Consider the following 22300-nt stretch of genomic DNA (forward strand, 5'->3'; position numbering starts at 1 on the left):
CCTAGCGCGCAAACCCACCTGAAAAGCGCATATGCCGGTTCACGTCCTTATAAAGCAGATAGCGAAACGGTCCCGGTCCGCCCGCATAACACGCCTGCGGGCAGAACGCGCGCAGCCACATGTAATCGCCTGCTTCGACCTCGACCCAATCCTGATTAAGCCGATAAACCCCTTTGCCCTCAAGCACATAAAGCCCATGCTCCATCACATGGGTTTCCGCAAACGGGATCACCGCACCCGGCTGCAAGGTGACGATGGTGACATGCATGTCATGGCGCATATCGGCCATATCGACAAAGCGCGAGGTGGCCCATGCGCCCTCGGTTCCCGGCATCGGGGTCGGGGGCACGTCGTTTTCGTTGGTCACGAAAGCCTCGGGCACATCCAACCCCTCGACGACCTCATAGGCCTTGCGGATCCAGTGGAAGCGCGCGGGTTCGCTGGCGCGGTTGTGCAAGGTCCATTCACACCCCGGCGGCAAATAGGCATAGCCCCCCGGACCCATCACATGCGGCTTGCCTGCGATGGTCAGCGTGATCTCGCCCGAGACGACAAACAGCACCGCCTCGGCAGACGCATCGGTTTCAGGCCGATCCGAGCCACCACCCGGCTGCACTTCGGCAATGTATTGCGAGAAGGTCTCGGCAAACCCCGAAAGAGGGCGCGAGAGAACCCAGAACCGCGTCGCTTCCCAGAACGGCAGAAAGCTGGTGACAATATCGCTGAATGTGCCTTTGGGAATGACCGCATAGGCCTGCGTGAACATCGCGCGATCGGTCGAAATTTGCGTCTGCGGCGGCAGCCCGCCCGTCGGCGCGTAATAGGAATTTTTACTCATGATCCGCCTTTGAGTTGCGTTTGTGCAGGCCTTGGCACGCCTGTTGCTTGCCCAATTCCAATCATAAATCACGCGCCCGCGCCACGACAGAGTTTCACGCCCATCGCCACGCTGATCCATCTTTTGCTGTGTTTATCCTTGGGTTAGGGTAAAGACGTGGGCAAGGCGCGCCTGATCCTTGGGGCGCGGCGCAAGCGGAGAAGCCTTATGTCAAAGACCATCTATGTGCTCAACGGGCCGAATTTGAACCTGCTGGGCAAGCGCGAACCCGAGATTTACGGCTCGGACACGCTTGCGGATGTCACGCGCATCTGCACCGACGTGGCCACGCCTGCGGGCTTTGAGATTGCGCTGTTTCAGTCCAACCACGAGGGCGAGATCGTCGATCAGATCCACGCCGCGCGCGAAAACGCCTGCGCCATCGTGATCAATCCGGGCGCGTACACGCATACCTCGGTGGCGATTTTGGATGCGCTCAACACCTTTGAGGGGCCGGTGTTTGAGTGCCATATCTCCAACGTGCACAAGCGCGAGGCGTTTCGCCATCACTCCTATGTCAGCCTGCGCGCTGATGGGGTGCTCGTGGGTTTTGGGATCGAGGGCTATGCGCTCGCGACACAGCGCGTAATATCGCTGCTCAAAGACGTCTGACACCGGTGGCAGCCTTGGCCTGTCCCCGCGTCTCCCCAATCACATTTGACAGCACAGCGCGCCTTGGGTATCGCAAAGGCGTTCTCAGGGCGGGGTGCAATTCCCGACCGGCGGTAAAAGCCCGCGAGCGCCATCCGGTGGATGGGTCAGCAGATCCGGTGGAATTCCGGGGCCGACGGTATAGTCCGGATGGTAGAGAACGGGAGCGAACGGCCTTGGCCGGGCGTTTCTCACGCTCTGGGATCTTGTCATGTTGGAAAGGATCTGGAGCTATGACAAAATCCCCAAAATTCGCGTTCATCAAGGCCCGTTGGCATGGTGATATCGTGGATCAATCGCTTGCCGGATTTACCGAAACCCTGGCCGAGACGGCACCAAAGGCAGAGGTGGACGTTTTTGACGTGCCCGGTGCGTTCGAGATGCCGCTGCTGGCGCAAACACTGGCGCGCTCGGGAAAATATGATGCGATTATTGCGGCGGCGCTGGTGGTGGATGGCGGCATCTATCGCCATGAATTTGTCGCCCAAGCCGTGGTGACTGGCTTGATGGAGGTGCAGTTGAAAACCGAGGTACCGGTGCTGTCGGTTTCGCTCACGCCGCATCACTACCAACCCACGGGGCAACACCATGCCTTCTTTCACGCGCATTTCGTGGAAAAGGGGCGCGAAGCGGCGCAGGCGGCTTTGCAACTGTGTCAGATCAAGACTGTAGCCGAGCCTGCCGTTTCGGTTTCCTGATCAATAGCTTGGGCGTCGATCTTCATGCTCGGCGCCCACCGTATCCAACACGCGCCCCATCACCGCAGCGGTGTCGTCCCATGTGGGCAAGCGCGCCCCGGCGGCTGCGGATGCGTGTGACATCGCGCGATGTTGGGCCGGGTCACTCAGCACGCTGCGCAGCGCTTGCGCGAAGGCTTCGGGAGAATCCGTTGGCACCAGCAATCCCGCACCTTCGGGCACCGTGTCGGGAACCGCGCCGGTGTGACAGGTGACGATGGGCAGTCCATGCAGCATCGCCTCGCCAAACACCATGCCATAGCCCTCATATCGCGTGGCGAGCGCGAAGATATGCGCCGCGCGATAGCGCTGATCCAGATCGGGGCGCGCCAAAACTCCGCTAAACCGCACGCGCTCGTCCAGACCCAGCGCGTCGCGTTGCGCAGATAGGGCTGATGCAATCGCGGGGTCATGCGCCTTGCCCACGATCTCGGCCTGCCAGTCCAGATCGGTGATCTGCGCCAGCGCTTGCAACAGCACGTCATGACCCTTGCGCGCGGCCAGCAGCCCGACCGACAAGATCAGTGGCGGGCGGCGGCGCGGTGTCGCGATTGCAGCAGGGCGTTCAAATCCCGGCAAGGCGATGGAGATGCGCGAGGGGTCCACACCGAACTCGGTTTGCAGGATCTGCGCGGTATGCGGGCTCGGCACGACGACATGGGCAGCGAGAGTGAGGTTTTCGGCCTCGCGCGCCAGCAAATGACGCGCGCGTACGGCAGATAGCCCCGTTTCCAGCCCCAAAGGATGGTGCAGCATCGCTATGATCGGCGCGCGCATCGCTTTCAGCGTCGTGGGCTCGATAGAGCCAAAAACCAACCCGTCCAAAATCACCGGTGTCTGTGCGGGCAGGGCGGTCAGAATTCCCCGCGCTTCGGCGGCTTCCTCCGCGCTGGCATCGGGAAACCCGGCGGGCAGTTGCACATGAGTCACCGCGCGCCCGGCACGGCGCAGCGCCTCGAGAAGGTGGCGCTCATACAAAAAACCGCCCGTCAGTTGCGCGATGTCACCGGGAATGGCAAAGGCGGCAGGGGTCATGTCAGGCTCCAGTTTGGTCTTTTAGCGCGTCAGTTGCTCGGCGCCATAAATGCGCAGCACCGCGCGTTCGATCTGCGCAATGCCGACATAGCCCGCCACCGCAACGCCCGCCAGCACGACCACCGCGCTCCACAGCATTCCGTAGCCCGAGGTCGAGGCGGTAAGTGCCATCAACCCGCCAATCCCGCGCCCTGTCGCCAGCCATTCCGCCGTTGTCGCGGCCAGAATTGCGGCGGGCACGGCCATGCGCGCAGCGGCGAAAAAGGCAGGGAGCATGGCGGGGAATTGCGCGCTGGCCATGCGCCGCAATGGGCTGGCGGCGTAGCTGTCAAACAGCTCCAGCACTTGGCGCGGCGTGCGTGCAAGCCCTTGATAACATGCGATTAGGCTGGGAAAAAAGATCATCAGGGCGACGATTGTAATGGTGCCTGTTGCGCCGCGCCCAAGGGCGATAACAATCAGCGGCGCGGTGATCACGATCGGAATGGCGCGCAGGGCAATCGCGATGGGCATCACGGCGCGCGCCAGCCGCGGTGCCAGTACCATCGCCATCGCCAGCCCGACCCCCAACGCCAAGCCCAAAAGATAGCCCGGCAGCGCCAACACAAGCGTTTCCAGCAACGCCGAGCCAAGCGTGGCGCGATGGGCAGCGGCCTCGGGGGCGGTGATCAGAAAGGCCCAGACATCGCCGGGCCGCTTGGCGAAAAATTGGCTGAGCCCGGCGCTCTCCATCGACAGCCACCAAAGCGCGATCAGGACAAGAACGACAAGGATCGGATGCGCCAGCACGCGCCATCCCTTGCGCCGTCCACCTTCAAGAAGCGGCGCAAGGATCAGCGGAGGCGGCCCGGTGTTGAGCGCTTGTCCCAACCGCCCCAGCCCCGCATAGGCCAGCATCGAAATCGTCGCCGCCGTGCTCGCCAGTGCCCAGGTGCCCGCAACATCAAGGCTGCGCATCGCGCGCAATGTCAGCACGCCCATGCCGCGCTCGGCGCCGGTGAACTCGCCGAACATTGCGCCAAGGATTGCCGCGGGGGCCGCGATTTGCAGCCCCGCAAACAGATAGGGCAGCGAGGCCATGGCGCGCACCTCAATCAGGGCGGTCAGCCGTCCGCGCCCATAGCTGCGCACCAGATCAAACCAGCTGGGCGGGGCCGCGCGTAGTCCCACCATCAGCGGCAAAAAGGTGGTGAAATACACCGCCAGCGCCGCGAGCGTGATTTGCGGTCCCAGACCGGGCCCCCAAAGGACGCGCAAGATCGGTCCGGTCGCCACCAGCGGCAGACAAAACACCACCAAGGCGAGCGCCGAGATCATCCGCGCCAGACCCGGCACCAGCACCGCCAGTGCAGCCAGCGCAATCGCAACCGCATTGCCCAACACAAACCCAATCGCAGCCGTAAGCCCCGTGATACCCGCCGCACGCGCAACCAGCCCGGCATTGGCCCAAAGATAGCGCGCAATTTCGACCGGGCTCGCGATCAGGTAGGTATGGGCAAAGGCGCGCGCCAACAGCTCCCAGATGAGCAGCGCGACAAGCACACCCAGCACCAACCAAAGCCGATCGCTGCTGCGTTGGCGCAACGGATGCAGCGCGATTGTCATCGCGCGCTCACGCAGGGTTCGGGGCGTGGCGGAGCGCTTTGGGCAAGCGCCTCGGTCACAGCGGCGATCAGCGCATCCGCCTCAGCGCCCGGATTTCGTGGGCGCGCAAGATCAATCGCGATATCGGCCACGACTCGCGCCGGGCGCGGCGACAGCACGATGACGCGGTCCGACAGCAACACGGCCTCAGAGACCGAATGGGTCACCAGCAAGGTCGTGACGCCATGCCCCTGCCACAGCGCGGGCAACTCGCGGTTCAGGCGCGCGCGCGTCAACTCATCGACCGCGCCAAAGGGTTCATCCAGCAGCAACAGGCGCGGATCGGTCGCCAGACAGCGCGCAATCGCGGCGCGTTGGCGCATCCCGCCCGAGAGATCAGCGGGGCGGCGCTCTTCAAATCCGGCCAGACCGACCAACGCGATCAGCCGATCTACGCCGCCCGGATCGGGGGGTAAATGCGCCAGCTTGCGCGCCAGCGCGATATTGCCGCGCACGCTGCGCCATGGCAACAAGGCCGCATCCTGAAACGCCACCGACAGGGCAGCACGTTGGCGCATCTGCAACGGGGTTTCGCCACCGATCCGCACCGAGCCGGTGCTCGGCGTATCCAGCCCCGCGATCAGGCGCAGCAACGTGGATTTGCCACAGCCCGAGGGACCGACAATCGCGGTGGTCTGACCGGCCGCAAAGTTCAGATTGAACGGCTCAAGCGCGTCCACACGCGCCGGCCCGTGACCAAAGCTGCGCGACAGATCGCGACACTGGATCGGGGGCGGGGACTCAGCTGGCATGGATCTCTTCAAGCAGCGAGCGGTCCCAAAGATCGGGGCTGACATCCTGACCCAGCAGCGCCAAGGTCTTGATATTGGCGGCGATGCTGTCATCGGTGAACCAGCCAAAGCCATGAGCCTCGGTCACCGGTGAAAACATCAGCGGCACTTGGCGCGCGGCTTGCAGTTCTTGCGTTTTCAGATCAAGGCCCGCATCGGGGAACATTTTCACCGTCAGCGCGGCGGCGGCGGCGGGATCGGCAAGGTAGTCGCTCCAGCCGTGGATTTCGCCGCGCAGCAATGCAATCAGATCAGCGCGTCGGTTGGCAATGCTATCGTCGGTCGCGATATAGGTTTGCGATTGCACCGCATAACCGTAATCGGCCATCAGCATCGTTATGGGTTTGAGCCCGCGCATGATCATCGCCACGGGCAGATCGGTCTCCCAGCACAGCAGGCAATCGACCTGACCGGCCAGCAAGGGGGCGGCGTCATATTGCGTCGGAACGATCTCGATCGCGTCAAAATCGACATCGTTGAGGCTGCACAGCGCCTTCAAAACAGGCGTATTGGCCAGCGCCATGCCGATCTTCTTGCCCTCAAGATCCTTGGGCACATTAACCGGCTTGGCGGGCAGCGAGGCGATGGCGAAGGGGTTTTTCTGCATCGCGACGGCAATGATGCGAAAGGGCGCGCCTTGGGCCACAGCGGCGGCGGTATAATCAGCGGCCGAAATGCCCATCAAGGCGCTGCCTGCCACAACGGGGGGCTCTACCGGGGCGTTTGGTCCGCCGGGGTTAAGCGCGACATTCAGACCCAGATCGCGCCAATAGCCGCGCGATTGCGCGATATAACTGCCGCCAAACTGCACCGAGGGCAGCCAGGACAGTTGCAAGGCGACGTCGGTCGCTGCAAGGGCCGGGCGTGCGCCCATCGTGGCGGCCAAAACGCCGCCCGCGCCTGCTGCCAGAAATCCGCGCCGTGAAAAGCTATGATGTGTCATGTCGTTTCCTGTCTTTGCGTTTCGATATAAGGTGACGGTGCTGTGCGACAACGTCTCGGGCTTAAGCGGTGCGTATCCTTTGGTGTTGCCATGCCAGCCAGAACAGGCCCGGCACAGAGGACAGCAGCAAGACCGCGCCAAACGCCGCGCTGGCGGCGAGACCGGCCTCGGGGGTGGCTCCGGCGAGGGGAAACAGCGCCGCCGCAGCCCCTTCGCGCCAGCCCCAACCCGCGATGCTGAGGGGCACCAACATCGCCGATAAGATCAGCGGCACCAAGGTGAGGATCGCCGCAAGCGGCAGCGCGGTGCCGCTGGCATAGGCGCAAAAGGCAAAGCTCGCCAAGTTCGCGACCACGATGGCAAAGCCAAGCGCGATTTGTCGGTTGCGCACATCCCGCCCCGCAAGGGCGCGGCGCAGGGGCGTGAGCAAGGCACGCAACCTTGGCAGCGCGCGCGTCCCCACGACCAGACCAAGGCCCAGCGCCAAAAGCCCCAGCGCCCACAGCCCATGTCCCGTCAGCGCCAGTGCTGGCAGCAATACCGCCGCAAGCGCGATTTGCCCCGCCAGCCGTTCAATCACCACGGCTTGGCCAGATCGCAGCAGATCGGCCGAATGGCGCGCGCGCACGGCGCGGCCTGCATCGCCCAAGACGCCGCCCGGCACGGTTTGATTGACCAATTGGGCGAGGTAATATTCGCCCACCGCCTGCACCCGATCAATCCGCTGTCCCAACGCTCTGGCGGTCAAACGCCAGCGCAGCGCCGAGAGCACCGTTTGCAGGTTCACCGCCAACACCGCCGCGCCGAGCCAGCGCCAATCGGCCTGCGCCAAGCGCTCTAGCGCTGCGTCCCCATTGGCGAAATGCCAGGCCAGCGCCAGCAGCACCAGCGCAGCCCCCACACGCAGGGCGAGCCCGATCATTGCGCCACCTTGATCGGCAAACTGGTGAGCGCATTGATGAACCGGTCGCGGAAATCGCGCATCGGCCAGACCGGGGTTTGGGCATCGGGCACCAGCCCCGGCGTCCAACTCCAAGCGTCGAAATCCGCAATCAGATCGGGCGGGCCGATCAGATGTACGGGCACGTCTTTGCTGTCGATCTGGGCCACGAAGGGGGTGGGCTGATGATCGCCCAGAACCACCATTAATGGCGGCTTGTTGGCGTGCCGCCCGGCGTAAGACAAGATCGCCTGCAGCGAATAATCGATCGCTTGGCGGTATTGATCGCGCACCCTGTCGCGGTCTCGCCAGACCACTTTGGGCGGATCGCCCGACAGGGCCCAGCGATCAAAGACGCGCCCGTCACCGACCTGATCCCAAGCGATCATTTCGGGCACTGGCACCCAAGGCGCGTGCGAGGACAGCAGCACGATCTGCGCAAATAGCGGCCCCGCCTGCGGCTCGCGCGCCACCAGCCGATCAAAGGCCGACAGCGTATATTGATCGGGCATGGTGACGAAATTGAACGGCTGACCCTGATAGCCCAGATCCGCCGCTTCAAGGATGGTTTGAAAGCCCTGCATCGGGCCTTCGGGCCAGCTTAGCGTGATGCCCGGCATCACGGCGGCGGTGCGCAGCCCCGAGGCGGCGGCAAGATCAAACAGCGTGCGGCGGGGGCTGGCCAGTAGCGCGCGATAGCGGGTTTGATCCGAAATCGTCAGGCCGGATTCCAAGGTGGAATGGGCCAGCCAGCTTTGCCCGCCCTCGGTGGGCGAGGTCAGCCAGCCCGAGCGCATCGCCAGCCCCGCCTGCGCCAGCTTGGGCGCGGCGTTTTCAAGTGTCGCGACATGGGTGGGCGCATAAAGCGGGTTGTCGAAGCTCGCGCGCCCATAGCTTTCGATAAACACGATCAGCACATCGCGCCCTTGCAGGCGGTCAAACAGCCCTGCCGACCCGGCGAAGGGATCGTTTGCGGCGGCGGCGCGAAAGCGTTTGAGATCGGCCAAGGTCTGGGTGAAGCTGCGCAGATGCGCGCTGGCAAGATGGGTCGTGCCCGCATACCACGGCAGGCGTAGCGGCAGAGAATTGCTTTGCTGCGCGCCAATCACCAGCACGCCCAAAGCTGCGGCCACTCCCGTCAGGCTGCGCGCAACGGGCCCGCTCGCAAGGCCAAGCCACTGCCCGCTAGCCCACCACAGCGTCCAGATCAGCCCCGCCAGCGCCAGCGCGCCGCCCAGAGCGGCCAAAATCACCAAGGGCAGGCCAATCGTGCTGATGCCAAATCGGGTGCCTGCCTCAATCATGAACAGATCGACCGCCGGGTTGAAGGGGCGGGCAAAGGCTGTGAACGTGCCAATATCGGCCAGTTTCAGCGCGACCAACGCCACCAACACGGCCACCAAAACCACGCGAAGGACGTAGCTGATCCTCGCGTCCCGGGGTAGCGCTGCCAAAACCAGCAAGATCACCGGCAGTTCCAGCGGCAGGCGCAACGCCGTTGCCACAACCAAGCCGCGCGATTGGTTTGGCAAGACCAGCATGAGATCAAGGATCAAGGCGGCCCCGAGCAGACAGGCGGCGCGACGCGCAATGCTCATGTCCGCCGTCTCCGCGCCAGCCAAAGGATGTCAGCGCCAAAAGATCCCGCAAGGGCCAGCGTGGCACTTGTTGCGATCAGGGTTGCGCCCAGCGCGCCAAGGCCGGGGATCAAGAGCATGATCAACGCGCCGATCTGCACCACGCAGAGCGCCTTGCGGCGAAACCGCTCGGGGAGGGGGGCGTTTAGCCATGGCAGGAAAAGCCCGGCCAAAACATAGGCGTAGCGCATGGTGCCCAATGCGAGCACCCAGATTCCAAGCGTGCCAGAGGCCACCACCAGCAGCGACAGGATCAGCCCAAGGGCGGCGTCTACCTCCATGTCAAAGCGTGCGCCAAACGCCGAAGACAGCCCGCTGCGCCGCGCCAACCAGCCATCCAGCCCATCCATCGCAAGCGCGATTGTCGCGATGATCACACTCAGCCAGCGCGCGTCGATCGCGCTGTGTGTGGTCGCAAAACCGCCCCCCGCCAGAGGTGCCACCAGCGCGCAGGCCAGCGCCGCGCGCGTCAGCGTCACCGTGTTGCACAGGCCAAGACGCGGATGGGCATAGCGCCGACGCATCAGGGCGGCGGCGAGGGCGGTCACCGCCACAAACAGCCCTACCGACACCGCTGCCCCGCTCGGCGCCAGACGCGCAGCCAGAGCGGCGCAAAGCACGCCTAGCGGCAGCGCCAGCCAAAGCAGCCGCATCCATGCCCCCGAGGGCGAGGTCGCGCCCAAGGGCTGCATCAAACGCGTCATGCGATCAGGTGAGGTCAGGGGAGTTGTCATGAGAGGGAAGCTATTGCGCCTTTAGGATTGTCAAGTAAACGTGATCGGGTCAGATTGGGATGACTTTATGTCCTCTTGCTGCATTTTGTCGCGAATTCTCATGGGAGGAGCAAAAAGATGCCACCCAAGGATACTTTCGACAGCCCTGCCTATCGTCCCACGGCGCGACTGTTGCATTGGTTGATCGCGGCGCTGATTTTGCTGATGATCCCGGCGGGTCAGATCATGATTGTCAAGGGGCTGCCGCGCGGGCTGCAAGACGCGCTGTTCTTGTTTCACAAGAATGCGGGGGTGGTGATTGGCCTGCTGATGCTGGTGCGGTTGGGCTTTCGGCTGCGCTATCCGCCGCCGCCCTTGCCGCCTTCGGTTGCGCCCTTGCAGGCCCGGATTGCGGGCATCACCCATGCCCTGTTGTATCTGCTGGTCTTTGTGATGGTCGTGTCGGGCTATCTGCGTGTGATGGCGGGGGGCTTTCCGATTGAAGGGCTCGACGCGCTTGGGGTGCCCGATCTGATGGGCCGCAATCCGGGGTTGGAGACGGTCGCGAAAACCACCCATGCGATCACCCGTCTGGCGCTGGTGGTGCTGATTGGCCTGCATATCGGGGCGGCGCTGTTTCATGCGCTGTGGCTGCGCGATGGGGTAATGGCGCGGATGGTACCGCGCCGCTCAGTCAAGTAGAACTCGCCCTGCAAGCGGACGATGATCCGACGCGGCGCGAATGCCCGGCCCATCCAGCACGCGCAGATCGCGGATTTGCTCGGGGCGGTCGCTCAGGATGCGGTCAAGCGGCAGCAAGGGGCGGTTGACGGGAAAGCTCGCCCGCACCGGCCCCCCCAGCCGGGTGCCGATAATCGCGCGTGAAAACGCCAACCCGCCCCAAGGGCGCCATTCGTTCAGATCACCCAGCAAGATCGTGCGCATCACCGGGCGGCGGCGCAGATATTGGCCCAGGGTGCGCATCTGCGCGATGCGCAAAATCTGGCTCAGCGACAGATGCGCCGTGATGATGCGCAGCGGTTGTGCCCCGTTGCGCAGCTCCAACGAGACCGCGCCGCGATGACAATGCCCCGGCAGGTCGATCACATCCGCACCCACAATGCGCAAAGAGGGATGCACGAACAGGATCGCGCCCAAAAAGCCGTGGCTTTGATCGCCCCAGCGCAAGGCGGGGGTGTCATGGGCATAGACCAGACCAGTTTGCGCCGTGATCCGCGCGAGATCGAAAATACCGGCATGGGGCGGGGTTTCGCCATCGGCCTCTTGCAGCGCAAGGATATGGGGCTGATGGGCGCAGACCTCGCGACCCAGAACATCCAGCACCCGACCCGGATCGACCCGACCATCGCCACCGCGCCCGCGATGCACATTCCATGTGACGCACTCAACTGCGCTTAGGGGCGCCATCACCACGCTTTCCGGTTCAACACGCCAACCTTTCGCGTTTGCGCAAAAGGGCGCTCTATTGTTCGCCCTCGGGGTCACTTTGCGCCTGCGTCAGCGTGGCGGCAATCCGGGCGCGCACCTCGGGGGGTTCCTTGCCGATCGCCTCCAGCAAAGCCGAGCGATCCCGTCGCGCCGCGTGTAGCTGGTCCAGCACCGAGATCAGCACCGCCAAAGCCTCGGGGCCCATGTCATAGAGTTCATCCAGCTCGCATAGCAGGTCCAGCCGCGCCAGATCGCCCGTGTCAAACAGCGGGCCAGTGGGGCTAGGGGCGGGCGTGACGGCCTCGGCTTCGATATAGGCGCTCAGGCGGGTTTGCGTCAGCCGGGTGACACGCGAAATCGTCTCGGTTACGGTGAATACCTGCATCATCTCGGCACTCCTTTCAGCATCGCCTCGCGCGGGTTTTCGGTGTTGGTTTTCGCCCATTCCTCAATGCAGGCCGCCAGCTTGTCGTCCACCGTCTTGGGCAGCACGATACGCAGCTCGACAAGCTGATCGCCCGCCTGACCCTTGCGCTCAACACCGCGCCCGCGCAGGCGCAACACCTTGCCGCTGCTTGACCCTTTCGGGATCGTCAGGGCCACATCGCCGTGGATCGTAGGCACCGTGACTTTTGCACCCAGAATGGCCTCATCCAAGGTGATCGGCAGGGTCAAAAGGATCGTGTCGTCCTCGCGGCGAAACAGCGGGTGGGGCTGGATGTGGATCTTGACCTGCGCATCCCCACGCGGGCCACCGCCAAAGCCCTCACCGCCCTTGCCTCGCAAACGCAGCGTCTGGCCATCGCGCAAGCCGACCGGGATTTTCAGATCAATCTGACCTTCGCCGGGCAGGCTGATATGGGCAGAGCCGCCGCGCGCTGCATCCAGAAACGGCACTTCCAGCGTGTAGCCAACATCGCGCCCGCGCGCCGAAAACCCATGGCCTTGCTGCGCGCCGCCGCTGCGCTGGCGAAACATCTGGGCGAAGATGTCGTCGGGGTCCATGCCCTCAAACCCTGCGCTATCGCGCGTCGAGCGTTGGTTTTGAGCATAGTCGCGATAATACTGCCGCTGCGGTTTTTCCTGCCCCGAAGCGTCGATTTCCCCCGCATCAAAGCGCGCCCGTGTGTCGGGGTCTTTAAGCAGATCATAGGCCGCTGAGATTTGCACGAACCGGGCCTCGGCGCCCGCGTCATCGGGGTTGATGTCGGGATGGCTTGTGCGCACCAGCTTGCGATAGGCTTTCTTGATCTCTGCCTGCGTCGCGGTTTTGCTCAGCCCAAGTGCCTCATAAGGATCAAGGTGGGCGGTGTTGTCTGTGCTCTGTGCCATTACTGCAAGTCCCCGCAGAACATGACGCGCGCGGGCGCAAGCCTGACGCGCGGCGTGCCGGGGTCGGGCAGGGGGCAGAGGGGCATAACGGGGCGCATGGAGGGGCTCCTTTGCTAAAGATGCCAAGTGCTTGGGCAAGCCTAGCCTTGATCAGGGCTGCGCGCGCTGATCCAGATCACGTCCCGTGAACGCGGGGCCTGAACGTGGGGCCTGAACGCGCGGGAGCGACAGGTCCGAACCAGCACGGCCCACCTTCGCGCCCGTCATCGCATGCCGTCAAGGCCAGAATTGGGTCGATGGCGCGCGGATCGTGGGATGTGACAGCGCCGTGAGGATACCGCGCAACTCCGCCAGTCCCTTGAGCCGCCCGATCGCGGGATAGCCGGGTTGGGCGGCACGGCTTAGATCGTCTAGGATATCCTGACCATGATCGGGGCGCATCGGGATCGAGCAATCCGCGCGCCCCTCGGCTTTGCGCCGCGCCTCTTCGCGCAAGGCCGCATCCATCACCGCAACCATATCCACATCACCTTCCAGATGGCGCGATTCATAAAATGAGCCGGGCCAGCGCGTGCCCTCGCGTTTGACATTGCGCAGATGCAGGAAATGCACCTTGGGCCCCAGCCGCTCCATCATGCCCGTCAGATCGACGTCGCTGCGCGCGCCCAGCGAGCCGGTGCACAGCGTGATCCCGTTGGCGGGGCTGTCCACCTCTGTCGTGATCATGGTGAAATCTTGCTCGCATGACATGATCCGGGGCAGGCCCAGCAGATCAAAGGGTGGGTCGTCTGGATGGCAGCACAGCCGTAGACCCAAGCGTTCTGCGACCGGAACGACCTCGCTCAGGAAGTCGATGAAATGCGCGCGCAGACACTGCGCCGGGATCGCGTCATAGGCAGCAAGATGCTGGCGCACATCGCTGAGCGTGACCTGTTGCGCCGCGCCGGGCAGCCCAAAAACCACGTTGCGCGCAAGGGCTGCGCGCGCGCCCTTATCCATCTGCGCGAACCGAGCCGTGGCCAGATCCGCAATCTCGGCGGGGCAATCGTCGCGCGCGCCGGGGCGTTGCAGGATAAACAGATCGAACGCGGCAAACGCCACCAGATCAAAGCGCATGCAGGTGGCCCCGTCCGGGCGCGGCCAGTGCAGATCGGTGCGCGTCCAGTCCAGCACGGGCATGAAATTGTAACACACCACCTTGATCCCGGCGTGCGCGATGTTTTCAAGGCTGCGCGTATAGGCGGCTATATGGGCGCGCCAATCGCCGTCCTGGCGCTTGATTTCTTCCGTAACGGGCAGACTTTCCACCACCTCCCAAGCCAGCCCCGAGGGCGCGCCAGAGGGCAGTTGCGCGATCTCGCTTTGGCGCTGCGCGATCTCTTGCGGGGTCCAGATCGCGCCGGTGGGCACATGATGCAGCGCGCTGACCACGCCCTCAACACCGGCTTGCAACATATCCCTGAGCGACACCGAATCGTGCGGTCCAAACCAGCGCCATGTTTGCCTCATCGTGTCCTCCCGCGCAGGATTTCCGGGTGGTTCGGTCCGGGACTTTGGCCTTTTTAGCAGCTTTTGCTGTAGTTGACTAGTATGGCAGTATGGTATAAATTTGCCACCCAGAGGAGGCTCGCCATGAGTGCACAGCTACCCCGCGTCATGCTTGATCTTGCCGCAGCCGTCTCACCGCAGGTGTTTCGCCTTTTGCGCCAGCGCATCATTCGCGGCGAGTTGGAACCGGGCACCCGAATTTCCGAAGCTGAGATTGCCGCAAGCTATGAGGTCAGCCGCCAACCGGTGCGCGAGGCCTTCATCAAGCTTGCCGAAGAGGGGCTGGTGGAGGTGCGTCCGCAGCGCGGCACATTCGTGCGCCGTATCGTCGTTTCTGAGGTGATGGATGCGCGCTTTGTGCGCGAGGCAATCGAGGCCGATATCGTCAAGCTTTTGGCGGCGAAGCCCGATCCTGCGCTGGGGCGTGCTTTGGGGCGTTTAATCACGGCACAGGAAAAATGCGCCGCCAAGCAGGACCATCTCGGCTTTATCGAACTGGATGAGCGCTTTCACAAGACGCTGGCCGAGGCGGCGGGCAAAAGCCACGCCTGGGCGGTGGTGGAAAGCGTCAAATCGCAGATGGACCGGGTGCGCCATCTCAGCACGCAGCGTTTTCCAATGGCGAAGCTGGTGGCCCAGCACGGGGTGGTGTTGAGCGCGATCATGCAGGGCGACCCGGTGCAGGCCGAGGCGGCGATCCGCCATCACCTGCGCGCCATTCTGACAGATCTGCCCGAAGTTGTGGCTGAGAAGCCGGCCTTTTTTGACGCGCCGCAAGGTGGGCCCCAGAAACGTGGGGCACCGCAGGGCAAATAACGACCAAGACAGACTAAACAAATGGGAGGAGACCAAATGTTTAAGACCGCAATGAACCGCCGACAGGCGCTTCAGGGGATGATGGGCGTGGCGGCGGCGACGACAGCGGCGGGGGCGATGTCTTTCGCCGGACGCGCCATGGCGGCAGAGCAATCGCTGTCCATCAACACCGCATTGGCCACCAGCGATCCGCTTTATAAGGGGCTCGAGGCGCTGCAGGCCAATGTCGCCAAGGCCTCGGATGGGCGCTTGACGATCAAGCTTTTCCCCAATTCCCAGCTTGGCCCGGATGAGGACGTGCTGGAACAGGCGCGCGCCGGGGCTCCGGTGGCGGTGGTCGTCGATGGCGGGCGGCTGGCGCTGTATCAAAAGGAATTCGGCGTGCTGGGTGCGCCCTATCTTGCGCCCGGCTATGACGGCATTCGCAAGGTTGTCACCTCGCCGATGTTTGAGGATTGGGTGGGCAAGCTGCATGATGGCGCGCAACTGCAAGTGCTGTCGTTCAACTGGTGGCAGGGGCTGCGCCATGTGCTTACCCAAGAAGAGGTCAATGTGCCCGCCGATCTAAAAGGCGTGCGTATGCGTACCCCCGGCGCGCCAGTTTGGACCAAGACGATTGCTGCAATGGGCGCCACCCCCACGCCGATGCCTTGGGGCGAGGTCTATTCGGCGCTGTCCAGCCATGTCATCGACGGGGCCGAAGCGCAGTTCCCCGCAATCGAGGGGGCCAAGCTTTACGAGGTGATCAGCCATATCACCAAGACCGGCCATATCAATCTGATCACCGGAATTGTCACCTCGGGGCCGTGGTTTGACACGCTTGCCCCCGATCTCAAGACGATCCTGCGTGATGAGACGCTCAAGGCGGGCGATATTGCCTCATACGGAACACGCGATTCCCTTGCCTCGATCGAGCAATCGCTGAAGGATAAGGGGCTTTCGGTGCGCGATATCGACACCACCCCGTTCAAAGAGGCGACCGCGCCCGTCTATGACGATCTGGGCTATGGCGATCTGCGCGACACATTGCAGGCGATGGCAAACAGCTAGGCCAAGGCGCGGGTGCGTCCCGGCGCGCCCGCAATGCGGCCAACCTGCGCTGCGTGCGCCCTGCGCCGGTTACGCAGCGCCCCCCCAACCCAGGAGAGCGATATGGCACGGATACTTGAGCGCGCGGAGCTGGTGGCTGGCATCGCTTTGCTCAGCATCATCACGCTTCTTGTCTTTGTCGCGGCGGTGATGCGCTTTTTCGATCATCCGTTGATTTGGTCGGTCGATCTGGCCCAGCTTCTGTTCATCTGGCTGTGTTTCGTGGGGGCGGCGCGCGCGATGCGCAAGCGGGTGCATCTGGGCGTTGATTTCGTTGTGCGCCTGCTGCCCGAGCGCGCGCGGCTGTGGCTGGAAAGCGCGCTATACGTTGTGTTCTGCGTCTTTTTGCTGATCCTCACGGTTGAGGGCTATGGCCTGACGATGATGAACCTGCAGCGCAAATTCGGCGACTCCGGGCTGTCTTATGCGTGGGTGACGATTGCGGTGCCTGCGGGCTCGTTGCTGCTGATCGCGGCGATGACGGGCAATCTGATTTCGGCATGGCGCAACCGAGGCCCGGGGGCTGCGCGGGTGTTCACCGGCGCTCCCTCAACCCCGGAGATCTAAGCCATGATCCTGATCGCCATCGTCTTTTTCGTCTTGCTGTTTTTGGGCGCGCCGGTTGCCTTTGCCATTGGCATCTCGGGGTTTACGTTTTTCCTGACCTCCGATGTGATGCCGATCTCCATCGGGGTGCAAAAGATCGCCACCGTTTCGCAAAGTTTTCCGCTACTCGCGGTGCCGTTTTTTGTGCTGGCGGGGCATTTGATGAATGAAAGCGGGATCACGGGGCGGCTGTTCAAGTTCTCCCATGTCGCGGTGGCCTGGATGGCGGGCGGGCTGGCGCAGGTCTCGATCATCTTGTCGACGCTGATGGGCGGGGTGTCGGGCTCGGCGGTTGCGGATGCGGCGATGGAGGCGCGCATTCTGGGCCCGCAAATGATCAAGCACGGCTATTCCAAGGGCTACGCGTCAAGCGTGATTGCGCTGTCTTCACTGATCACGGCGACGATCCCGCCCTCGATCGGGTTGATCCTGTATGGCTATGTCGGGCAGGTTTCGATCGGGCGGCTGTTCATGGCCGGGATCGTGCCGGGGCTGTTGATGATGGTCTTTTTGATGGTCGCGGCGTGGATCGTGGCCAAGCGGCGCAACTATGTTGTGGCCGACAGCCGCCGTCCCACCCCCTCTGAGCTGGGCCGCGCTGCGTGGCAGGCGAAATGGGCACTGTTGTTTCCGGTCTTGCTGATCGTCTCGATCCGGGGCGGTATTTTCACCCCCTCCGAGGTCGGCGCCTTTGCGGTCGTCTATTCGATCCTTGTGGGCCGGTTTGCCCATCGCGAGTTGACACTGGCGCGCATCACCACTGCCTTTTCCGATGCGATCACCGATATCGGTCTGATCATGCTGATCATTCTGATGAGCGGGATGATCGGGTTTGCGATCATCTTTTTGCAAGCGCCTCAAGATATCGCCCAAGCCTTGCTCTCCAACCTGTCGGACCCGCGCGCCATTGTGGCGGTGATCCTGATCAGCCTGTTTCTTGCGGGCCTGTTTTTCGAAAGCACGATCCTTGTGTTGCTGCTGACCCCGATCTTCGTGCCCGTGATCGAAAAGGCGGGGGTGGACCCGGTGCATTTCGGCATCTTGATGATGACCATCGTCACGCTGGGCTCGATGACGCCGCCGGTTGGGGTGGCGATGTATACGGTGTGCAGCATCCTCGACACCCCGCTGGAAGAGTATATCCGCGAGTCCCTGCCGTTCTTTCTGGCTATCTTTTTACTGCTCTTGTTGCTGCTGTTCGTTCCCCAACTCACGCTGTTCCTGCCCAATCTGATGTTTGGCTAGAGACGCGACTGGGGGCGTTATGAGGGCGCGGCAAAGACCGGGCGTGGCATCGTTATCACCGTCGCGATGGCGAGTATCTTCAGTGCGCTCTTGGAGGCAAAGCTCCAGATCCCAAAGGCTTGACCGGCCTGCAACCCCGCGCGCGCAAGGCTGCTTGCGAACAGGGCCGACAGGATCACCATATCTGCACCCAGCGCAAAGCCGGACACCACGCAGATCACGCCAAATCCCAGCGCAGCCCCTTGGGGCAGGGCGGCCGCGCCGACAAAGCCCGCAATCGCAAGCCCCACCATCCAGCCAAAGGCGGAATATCCCGCGCGCGCCGGCCAGATCAGCGCAAGCACCGTGGGCGCACCCGCCCCAATGACCACGCCGATCACCAGCCCGATCACCGCGAAATTCGGCACATGGATGTAAATCGGCATCCCGGCCGAGGCGAGGGGGAGCGCAAGCAAGCTGACACGCCAGTAATGGCTCATGATGCTCGCCTTGGGCGGGGCGCGACTGGGGGATCATCTGGGTTCCTCAATCGGCGCGCAGACTGCAACGCCTTTGTGAAAGCGTTACGCAGTGATCGGAAGGTTGGATTGATCGTAGCTTGGCCTGTTTGCGCCGGGTGCGCGGGTGGTCGATCGTAAAACGAATTTCCTGCGCTTGCAGGTTTGGGGGAAAATATCTCTAAAACCTGTCAGTCGCTTGCAAAGAAATAGATTCATTTTGCTATTTTTAATGAAGTTATAGTCGCTGATTGCGATATATTGAAAATTTGTGCCAAAAGTATCCTCAACAGGATGCGAGGAAAGACTGGCGATGACGCCCGGTTTGGCACATTCAAAGCATAGCGCAGCGGCAGACCTAGGCACCGAGGCCCTGATCGCGCGCATTCGCGACAGCGTCATCGGCGAGCGCACCGCGATACCCGGCCCTTATGGCGCGCGCCCGCTGGTCTATGCCGATTTCATCGCCTCGGGGCGCGCGCTTGGCTTTCTCGAAGAGGCCATCGCGCAAACGGTCTTGCCGCTCTATGGCAACACCCACACCGAGACCTCGGTGACGGGGCGCGAAACGACGGCGCTGCGCGAAGAGGCGCGCCAGATCATCGCCAAGGCGCTTGGGGCAGGGCCGCAGCATGCGGTGATCTTCACCGGCACTGGCGCGACGGCGGCGATTGACCGGCTGGTGCGCGGGATGGGCATCGAGGCGCTGGTGCGTGCTGGGCAGGCTCCGGTCGTGTTTGTCGGCCCTTACGAGCACCACTCCAATGATCTGCCATGGCGCGAATCCGGCGCGGTGATCGAGCGGATCGGCCTGACCGCGACGGGTCAAATTGATCTGGAGCATCTGAGCGCGCGTCTTGGCGCGCATCCCGGCCCCGGCCTTAAGATCGGGGCGTTTTCGGCAGCCTCGAACGTGACGGGTATTCGCACGGATCTGAGTGCCGTGGCGCGGCTTTTGCATCAGCATGGCGCGCGGTTCGTGTGTGATTTCGCCGCTGCGGCGCCCTATATCAACATGCGCCTTCACCTGGACGGCGATGATCCGCAGGCCCGCATCGACGCGATCGTTTACTCTTCGCACAAGTTCATCGGCGGGCCGGGGGCCTCGGGGGTTCTGGTGGCGGAAAAATCGCTGTTCACCACGGCGCGCCCGGGCGTCACTGGGGGCGGCACGGTCAGCTATGTCACCGCCGATCACCACAGCTATGTGCGCGATCTTGAGCGGCGCGAAGAGGCGGGCACGCCCGGGATCATCGGAGATATCCGCGCCGGTGCCGTGATGGCGCTGAAACAGGCGGTGGGCGCGCCCGAGATCGAACGACGCGAACACGCCCTTGTCAGCGCGGCGTTGCAGCAATTGGAGCAGGCACCGGGCGTCGAGGTATTGGGCCCGCTTGATCATGAGCGTATTGGCGTTCTCTCCTTCAATATCACCGCCAACGGACGTCGCCTGCATTACGGATTTGTTGTGGCGCTGCTCAACGATCTGTTTGGCATTCAGGCGCGGGGGGGATGTTCCTGCGCGGGGCCTTATGGTCATGATTTGCTGGGCATTTCCGCGCAGACCTCGCGCGCTTATGAAGGCGCGATTGCGCGGGGGCATAGCCTGATGCGGCCCGGCTGGGTGCGTCTGGGATATAACTACTTTTTCGATGCCGAGACCGCCGATTATCTGACGCAGGCGATCCTGTTCATCGCTGAAAATGGCGCGCGGTTTTTGTGTGATTACGAGGTCGACACCGTTAACGGCATCTGGCGCCATCGTGCGGGTGGTGGCACGGTGTCGGCAAGTTTGGGCGCGTTCTGGGCGCAACCTGAGCGGCCAGAGGCGCGAAAGCTGCATGACCTCGCGCGCTACTATGACCTCGCCCAGGAATTGGCTGATGCGCGCGCGCTGCCCGATCTTGGCCGCGCCGCCGTTTTTGACCCTGACTGCGAGGCTTTGCGCGATTTCTGGATGCCGCAGGATGTAGGGGCGCAGCCAGCCGCCTCACCCGCGTCGCGCGCGGTTGCGGACGCGCAGCGCGCGAAAGCCTGAGAAAGCCGTCCCGCAGTGGCGATCAGAGATATTTGGTCGGCACCGCCGTGGTGAATTTCAGCTCTTCCATCGAAATCGAGGAGTTCACGGTCGTAAATTCCAACTCCTCAATCAGGCGTTGGTACACCATGTCATAGGCGGCAATGTCGGGCACCACGACCTTCATGATGTAGTCGGTGGCCCCGGTCAGGCGATAGGCCTCGACCACTTCGGGGACGTCCTCGATCAGGGCGCGGAACTTCTTGAACCATTCCATCGCGTGGCGTGGCGCGGTGACGCCGATAAAGATCGTCATCGGCACATTGGCCAGTTTCTGATCGACCACGGCGACGCGCGCACGGATCAGTCCCGAGCTTTCCATTCGTTTGATGCGCCGCCAGACCGGGGTGGCGCTGAGCCCGACACGCTCTGCGATGGCCGCGATGGGCAGGTCGCTATCAACCTGCAAAATCGCGAGGATTTTTTGATCGACTTCATCATAATCGCTCTCGCTCATCATGTCTCCTTGCGGGCGGGCTGCGTGGCGCTGACTGCGTGTGAAACGGGCTTGGCGTTAAATCTGAGTCTATGCGATCTGAATTTCAGAGCAAGGTTTTGCGCATAAGGCCCGATATGGAGAAAATTCCGTCTGTCACAGGCTTGCCCGTGTGATGCCCCCAGCCGCCCCGACATTTCAGCGAAGGGGGAAAGATCAAAGGTCTTGGTTCTCTGTGGAATGCACATAGCGGGTTCAGGTGTCGCGCGCGATGATCCATTCCATTGCGGGATGTGCGACAAAACGCCAGTTGCGACGCGGTCCGGCCATCACGTTGAGGTAATACATCTCGAACCCGTAGGGCGCACCGCATGGGTGGTGCCCACGGGGCACCAGAACCACATCGCCATCTGACACCGCCATGGTCTCATCCAATGTGCCATCTTCGGTATAAACGCGTTGAATCCCAAAGCCTTGGGCGGGGTTCAGGCGGTGGTAATAGGTCTCTTCGAGATAGGTGATGCGGGGGAAATCATCTTCGTCATGACGATGCGAGGGATAGCTCGACCAGTGACCGGGCGGGGTGAACACTTCGGTCACCAGCAGGCTGTCGCAGTAGTCCTCGCCCTCCATGGCAATGTTGTTGATATAGCGCGTATTGCTGCCTTTGCCGCGCTCGGTCAGGGTGATCCCATCGGGGCCGATCCGGCGTGCCTGATGCCCGCCATGCCCCGGGGCGGCACAGACCGCAATCGTGCAATCGCTTTGGGCGACGGCGGCCCATTGCGCGTCATTGGGCACATACAGGCAATGAGGGGGCGTTTTTTCGAAAACGTCCATCCTGTCGCCCAGACTGCCCCAATCCTGCCCCGCTGCGGTGATCGTGGCCTTGCCCTCGATCATGACAAGGATCACCTCATTCGGGCCGGTTTGTTCGCCCACATGATCGCCTGCGCGCAACCGATAAAGCGAAAATCCGACATAGCGCCAACCCGCAGTGGCGGCGGTGATGTCATGCACCTTACCATGGCGCCCAAAGGGTTTGCGTAGCAGATCTGGCATCGTCTTCTCCTTCCAGCGGTCCGAACTTTGCGCAAAAGGCGGCGACACGCGCGGCTCGGATCGCTCAAACCTTGGGGCGTGGCGGGTAGATGATTTTGCCTCTAACACCGCTGTCCACGACAAGGGCGAACAGGGGTGATCACGACGGTCGATTTCGGCTCGCTGCCCAAATAAG

General features: G+C 62.9%; 23 protein-coding genes and 1 riboswitch. Of the genes, 8 read left to right on the forward strand and 15 right to left on the reverse strand.

Going from position 1 to position 22300, the window contains the following annotated elements; genetic code table 11:
- Position 1 precedes the first annotated feature (1 nt).
- Entirely contained in the window at positions 2-838 is an 837-nt protein-coding gene (locus tag QZ571_RS04620) for a bifunctional allantoicase/(S)-ureidoglycine aminohydrolase (protein ID WP_295532395.1), read from the reverse strand.
- Between the two features lie 207 nt (positions 839-1045).
- Here QZ571_RS04620 and aroQ point away from each other — a divergent pair, with 207 nt between their 5' ends.
- The gene (gene aroQ / locus QZ571_RS04625; protein ID WP_295532397.1) at positions 1046-1489 is read left to right on the forward strand and encodes a type II 3-dehydroquinate dehydratase; all 444 of its coding nucleotides are present in this window, start codon (positions 1046-1048) and stop codon (positions 1487-1489) included.
- A gap of 76 nt (positions 1490-1565) precedes the next feature.
- Positions 1566-1694: riboswitch (FMN riboswitch) on the forward strand.
- 67 nt (positions 1695-1761) lie between these two features.
- Complete coding sequence (locus QZ571_RS04630) at positions 1762-2226, forward strand: 6,7-dimethyl-8-ribityllumazine synthase (RefSeq protein ID WP_295532399.1); 465 nt, start codon at positions 1762-1764, stop codon at positions 2224-2226.
- On the opposite strand, the gene QZ571_RS04635 is transcribed toward QZ571_RS04630, so the two are convergent.
- The 7 genes from QZ571_RS04635 to QZ571_RS04665 all read right to left on the reverse strand — a co-directional run bounded on the left by QZ571_RS04635 (position 2227) and on the right by QZ571_RS04665 (position 9989).
- On the reverse strand, positions 2227-3300 hold the full coding sequence (locus QZ571_RS04635) for a glycosyltransferase family 4 protein (protein WP_295532401.1): 1074 nt from the start codon (positions 3298-3300) through the stop codon (positions 2227-2229).
- 21 nt (positions 3301-3321) lie between these two features.
- Positions 3322-4905, reverse strand: a complete 1584-nt coding sequence (locus tag QZ571_RS04640) for an ABC transporter permease (RefSeq protein ID WP_295532403.1) — start codon at positions 4903-4905, stop codon at positions 3322-3324.
- Positions 4902-5696 (reverse strand): ABC transporter ATP-binding protein, encoded by a 795-nt coding sequence (locus QZ571_RS04645; RefSeq protein ID WP_295532405.1) that lies wholly within the window; start codon positions 5694-5696, stop codon positions 4902-4904. The genes QZ571_RS04640 and QZ571_RS04645 overlap by 4 nt, the downstream gene beginning before the upstream one ends.
- Positions 5686-6678: an ABC transporter substrate-binding protein gene (locus tag QZ571_RS04650; RefSeq protein WP_295532407.1), complete on the reverse strand. Its 993-nt coding sequence runs from the start codon at positions 6676-6678 to the stop codon at positions 5686-5688. Before QZ571_RS04650 ends, QZ571_RS04645 begins: the two co-directional genes overlap by 11 nt.
- A 61-nt stretch (positions 6679-6739) precedes the next feature.
- The gene (locus QZ571_RS04655; protein ID WP_295532409.1) at positions 6740-7600 is read right to left on the reverse strand and encodes a lysylphosphatidylglycerol synthase transmembrane domain-containing protein; all 861 of its coding nucleotides are present in this window, start codon (positions 7598-7600) and stop codon (positions 6740-6742) included.
- Positions 7597-9216: a sulfatase-like hydrolase/transferase gene (locus QZ571_RS04660; RefSeq protein WP_295532411.1), complete on the reverse strand. Its 1620-nt coding sequence runs from the start codon at positions 9214-9216 to the stop codon at positions 7597-7599. Before QZ571_RS04660 ends, QZ571_RS04655 begins: the two co-directional genes overlap by 4 nt.
- Positions 9213-9989: a CDP-alcohol phosphatidyltransferase family protein gene (locus QZ571_RS04665; protein WP_295532413.1), complete on the reverse strand. Its 777-nt coding sequence runs from the start codon at positions 9987-9989 to the stop codon at positions 9213-9215. The genes QZ571_RS04660 and QZ571_RS04665 overlap by 4 nt, the downstream gene beginning before the upstream one ends.
- A gap of 117 nt (positions 9990-10106) precedes the next feature.
- On the opposite strand from QZ571_RS04665, the gene QZ571_RS04670 reads away from it, so the two are divergent.
- Complete coding sequence (locus QZ571_RS04670; protein ID WP_295532415.1) at positions 10107-10670, forward strand: cytochrome b; 564 nt, start codon at positions 10107-10109, stop codon at positions 10668-10670.
- Here the strand turns inward: QZ571_RS04670 and QZ571_RS04675 are convergent.
- The 4 genes from QZ571_RS04675 to uxuA all read right to left on the reverse strand — a co-directional run bounded on the left by QZ571_RS04675 (position 10659) and on the right by uxuA (position 14258).
- Positions 10659-11396 (reverse strand): endonuclease/exonuclease/phosphatase family protein, encoded by a 738-nt coding sequence (locus QZ571_RS04675; RefSeq protein WP_295532417.1) that lies wholly within the window; start codon positions 11394-11396, stop codon positions 10659-10661. The genes QZ571_RS04670 and QZ571_RS04675 overlap by 12 nt on opposite strands.
- Before the next feature lie 55 nt (positions 11397-11451).
- Entirely contained in the window at positions 11452-11805 is a 354-nt protein-coding gene (locus tag QZ571_RS04680) for a hypothetical protein (protein ID WP_295532419.1), read from the reverse strand.
- Positions 11802-12749 carry a J domain-containing protein gene (locus tag QZ571_RS04685; protein ID WP_295532421.1) on the reverse strand — a complete coding sequence of 316 codons (948 nt, stop codon included), beginning with the start codon at positions 12747-12749 and terminating at the stop codon, positions 11802-11804. The genes QZ571_RS04680 and QZ571_RS04685 overlap by 4 nt, the downstream gene beginning before the upstream one ends.
- Positions 12750-13025: 276 nt before the next feature.
- Entirely contained in the window at positions 13026-14258 is a 1233-nt protein-coding gene (gene uxuA, locus QZ571_RS04690; RefSeq protein WP_295532423.1) for a mannonate dehydratase, read from the reverse strand.
- Positions 14259-14381: 123 nt separating this feature from the next.
- Here uxuA and QZ571_RS04695 point away from each other — a divergent pair, with 123 nt between their 5' ends.
- The 4 genes from QZ571_RS04695 (at position 14382) to QZ571_RS04710 (ending at position 18053) form a co-directional block, all read left to right on the forward strand.
- Positions 14382-15113 carry a GntR family transcriptional regulator gene (locus tag QZ571_RS04695; RefSeq protein ID WP_295532425.1) on the forward strand — a complete coding sequence of 244 codons (732 nt, stop codon included), beginning with the start codon at positions 14382-14384 and terminating at the stop codon, positions 15111-15113.
- Between the two features lie 36 nt (positions 15114-15149).
- Positions 15150-16163, forward strand: a complete 1014-nt coding sequence (locus tag QZ571_RS04700; RefSeq protein WP_295532426.1) for a C4-dicarboxylate TRAP transporter substrate-binding protein — start codon at positions 15150-15152, stop codon at positions 16161-16163.
- Between the two features lie 102 nt (positions 16164-16265).
- Entirely contained in the window at positions 16266-16769 is a 504-nt protein-coding gene (locus QZ571_RS04705) for a TRAP transporter small permease (RefSeq protein WP_295532429.1), read from the forward strand.
- Between the two features lie 3 nt (positions 16770-16772).
- On the forward strand, positions 16773-18053 hold the full coding sequence (locus QZ571_RS04710; protein WP_295532432.1) for a TRAP transporter large permease: 1281 nt from the start codon (positions 16773-16775) through the stop codon (positions 18051-18053).
- A 17-nt stretch (positions 18054-18070) separates the two neighbouring features.
- Here the strand turns inward: QZ571_RS04710 and QZ571_RS18490 are convergent, their stop codons facing one another.
- Entirely contained in the window at positions 18071-18532 is a 462-nt protein-coding gene (locus QZ571_RS18490) for a hypothetical protein (protein ID WP_366929938.1), read from the reverse strand.
- A 331-nt stretch (positions 18533-18863) separates the two neighbouring features.
- Between QZ571_RS18490 and QZ571_RS04720 the strand changes: the two genes are divergently transcribed.
- Positions 18864-20588: an aminotransferase class V-fold PLP-dependent enzyme gene (locus QZ571_RS04720; protein WP_295532434.1), complete on the forward strand. Its 1725-nt coding sequence runs from the start codon at positions 18864-18866 to the stop codon at positions 20586-20588.
- A 22-nt stretch (positions 20589-20610) separates the two neighbouring features.
- Here QZ571_RS04720 and QZ571_RS04725 read toward each other — a convergent pair whose 3' ends face one another.
- Together QZ571_RS04725 and iolB are read right to left on the reverse strand one after the other, a co-directional pair.
- Positions 20611-21084, reverse strand: coding sequence for an Lrp/AsnC family transcriptional regulator (locus QZ571_RS04725; protein ID WP_295532436.1), 474 nt, complete (start codon positions 21082-21084; stop codon positions 20611-20613).
- A gap of 234 nt (positions 21085-21318) precedes the next feature.
- Positions 21319-22125: a 5-deoxy-glucuronate isomerase gene (gene iolB, locus QZ571_RS04730; protein WP_295532438.1), complete on the reverse strand. Its 807-nt coding sequence runs from the start codon at positions 22123-22125 to the stop codon at positions 21319-21321.
- Between the last annotated feature and the right edge of the window lie 175 nt (positions 22126-22300).

The organism is uncultured Thioclava sp. (genome assembly GCF_913064665.1).
GTDB lineage: Bacteria > Pseudomonadota > Alphaproteobacteria > Rhodobacterales > Rhodobacteraceae > Thioclava > Thioclava arctica.

Coding starts and splice junctions, on each gene's coding strand:
- QZ571_RS04680 (WP_295532419.1), bottom strand. CDS start 11,805: ATGATGCAGGTATTCACCGTAACCGAGACGATTTCGCGTGTCACCCGG.
- aroQ (WP_295532397.1), top strand. CDS start 1,046: ATGTCAAAGACCATCTATGTGCTCAACGGGCCGAATTTGAACCTGCTG.
- QZ571_RS04700 (WP_295532426.1), top strand. CDS start 15,150: ATGTTTAAGACCGCAATGAACCGCCGACAGGCGCTTCAGGGGATGATG.
- QZ571_RS04665 (WP_295532413.1), bottom strand. CDS start 9,989: ATGACAACTCCCCTGACCTCACCTGATCGCATGACGCGTTTGATGCAG.
- QZ571_RS04695 (WP_295532425.1), top strand. CDS start 14,382: ATGAGTGCACAGCTACCCCGCGTCATGCTTGATCTTGCCGCAGCCGTC.
- QZ571_RS04720 (WP_295532434.1), top strand. CDS start 18,864: ATGACGCCCGGTTTGGCACATTCAAAGCATAGCGCAGCGGCAGACCTA.
- uxuA (WP_295532423.1), bottom strand. CDS start 14,258: ATGAGGCAAACATGGCGCTGGTTTGGACCGCACGATTCGGTGTCGCTC.
- QZ571_RS04650 (WP_295532407.1), bottom strand. CDS start 6,678: ATGACACATCATAGCTTTTCACGGCGCGGATTTCTGGCAGCAGGCGCG.
- QZ571_RS04725 (WP_295532436.1), bottom strand. CDS start 21,084: ATGAGCGAGAGCGATTATGATGAAGTCGATCAAAAAATCCTCGCGATT.
- QZ571_RS04620 (WP_295532395.1), bottom strand. CDS start 838: ATGAGTAAAAATTCCTATTACGCGCCGACGGGCGGGCTGCCGCCGCAG.
- QZ571_RS04655 (WP_295532409.1), bottom strand. CDS start 7,600: ATGATCGGGCTCGCCCTGCGTGTGGGGGCTGCGCTGGTGCTGCTGGCG.
- QZ571_RS18490 (WP_366929938.1), bottom strand. CDS start 18,532: ATGAGCCATTACTGGCGTGTCAGCTTGCTTGCGCTCCCCCTCGCCTCG.
- QZ571_RS04640 (WP_295532403.1), bottom strand. CDS start 4,905: ATGACAATCGCGCTGCATCCGTTGCGCCAACGCAGCAGCGATCGGCTT.
- iolB (WP_295532438.1), bottom strand. CDS start 22,125: ATGCCAGATCTGCTACGCAAACCCTTTGGGCGCCATGGTAAGGTGCAT.
- QZ571_RS04670 (WP_295532415.1), top strand. CDS start 10,107: ATGCCACCCAAGGATACTTTCGACAGCCCTGCCTATCGTCCCACGGCG.
- QZ571_RS04710 (WP_295532432.1), top strand. CDS start 16,773: ATGATCCTGATCGCCATCGTCTTTTTCGTCTTGCTGTTTTTGGGCGCG.
- QZ571_RS04645 (WP_295532405.1), bottom strand. CDS start 5,696: ATGCCAGCTGAGTCCCCGCCCCCGATCCAGTGTCGCGATCTGTCGCGC.
- QZ571_RS04685 (WP_295532421.1), bottom strand. CDS start 12,749: ATGGCACAGAGCACAGACAACACCGCCCACCTTGATCCTTATGAGGCA.
- QZ571_RS04705 (WP_295532429.1), top strand. CDS start 16,266: ATGGCACGGATACTTGAGCGCGCGGAGCTGGTGGCTGGCATCGCTTTG.
- QZ571_RS04660 (WP_295532411.1), bottom strand. CDS start 9,216: ATGAGCATTGCGCGTCGCGCCGCCTGTCTGCTCGGGGCCGCCTTGATC.
- QZ571_RS04635 (WP_295532401.1), bottom strand. CDS start 3,300: ATGACCCCTGCCGCCTTTGCCATTCCCGGTGACATCGCGCAACTGACG.
- QZ571_RS04675 (WP_295532417.1), bottom strand. CDS start 11,396: ATGGCGCCCCTAAGCGCAGTTGAGTGCGTCACATGGAATGTGCATCGC.
- QZ571_RS04630 (WP_295532399.1), top strand. CDS start 1,762: ATGACAAAATCCCCAAAATTCGCGTTCATCAAGGCCCGTTGGCATGGT.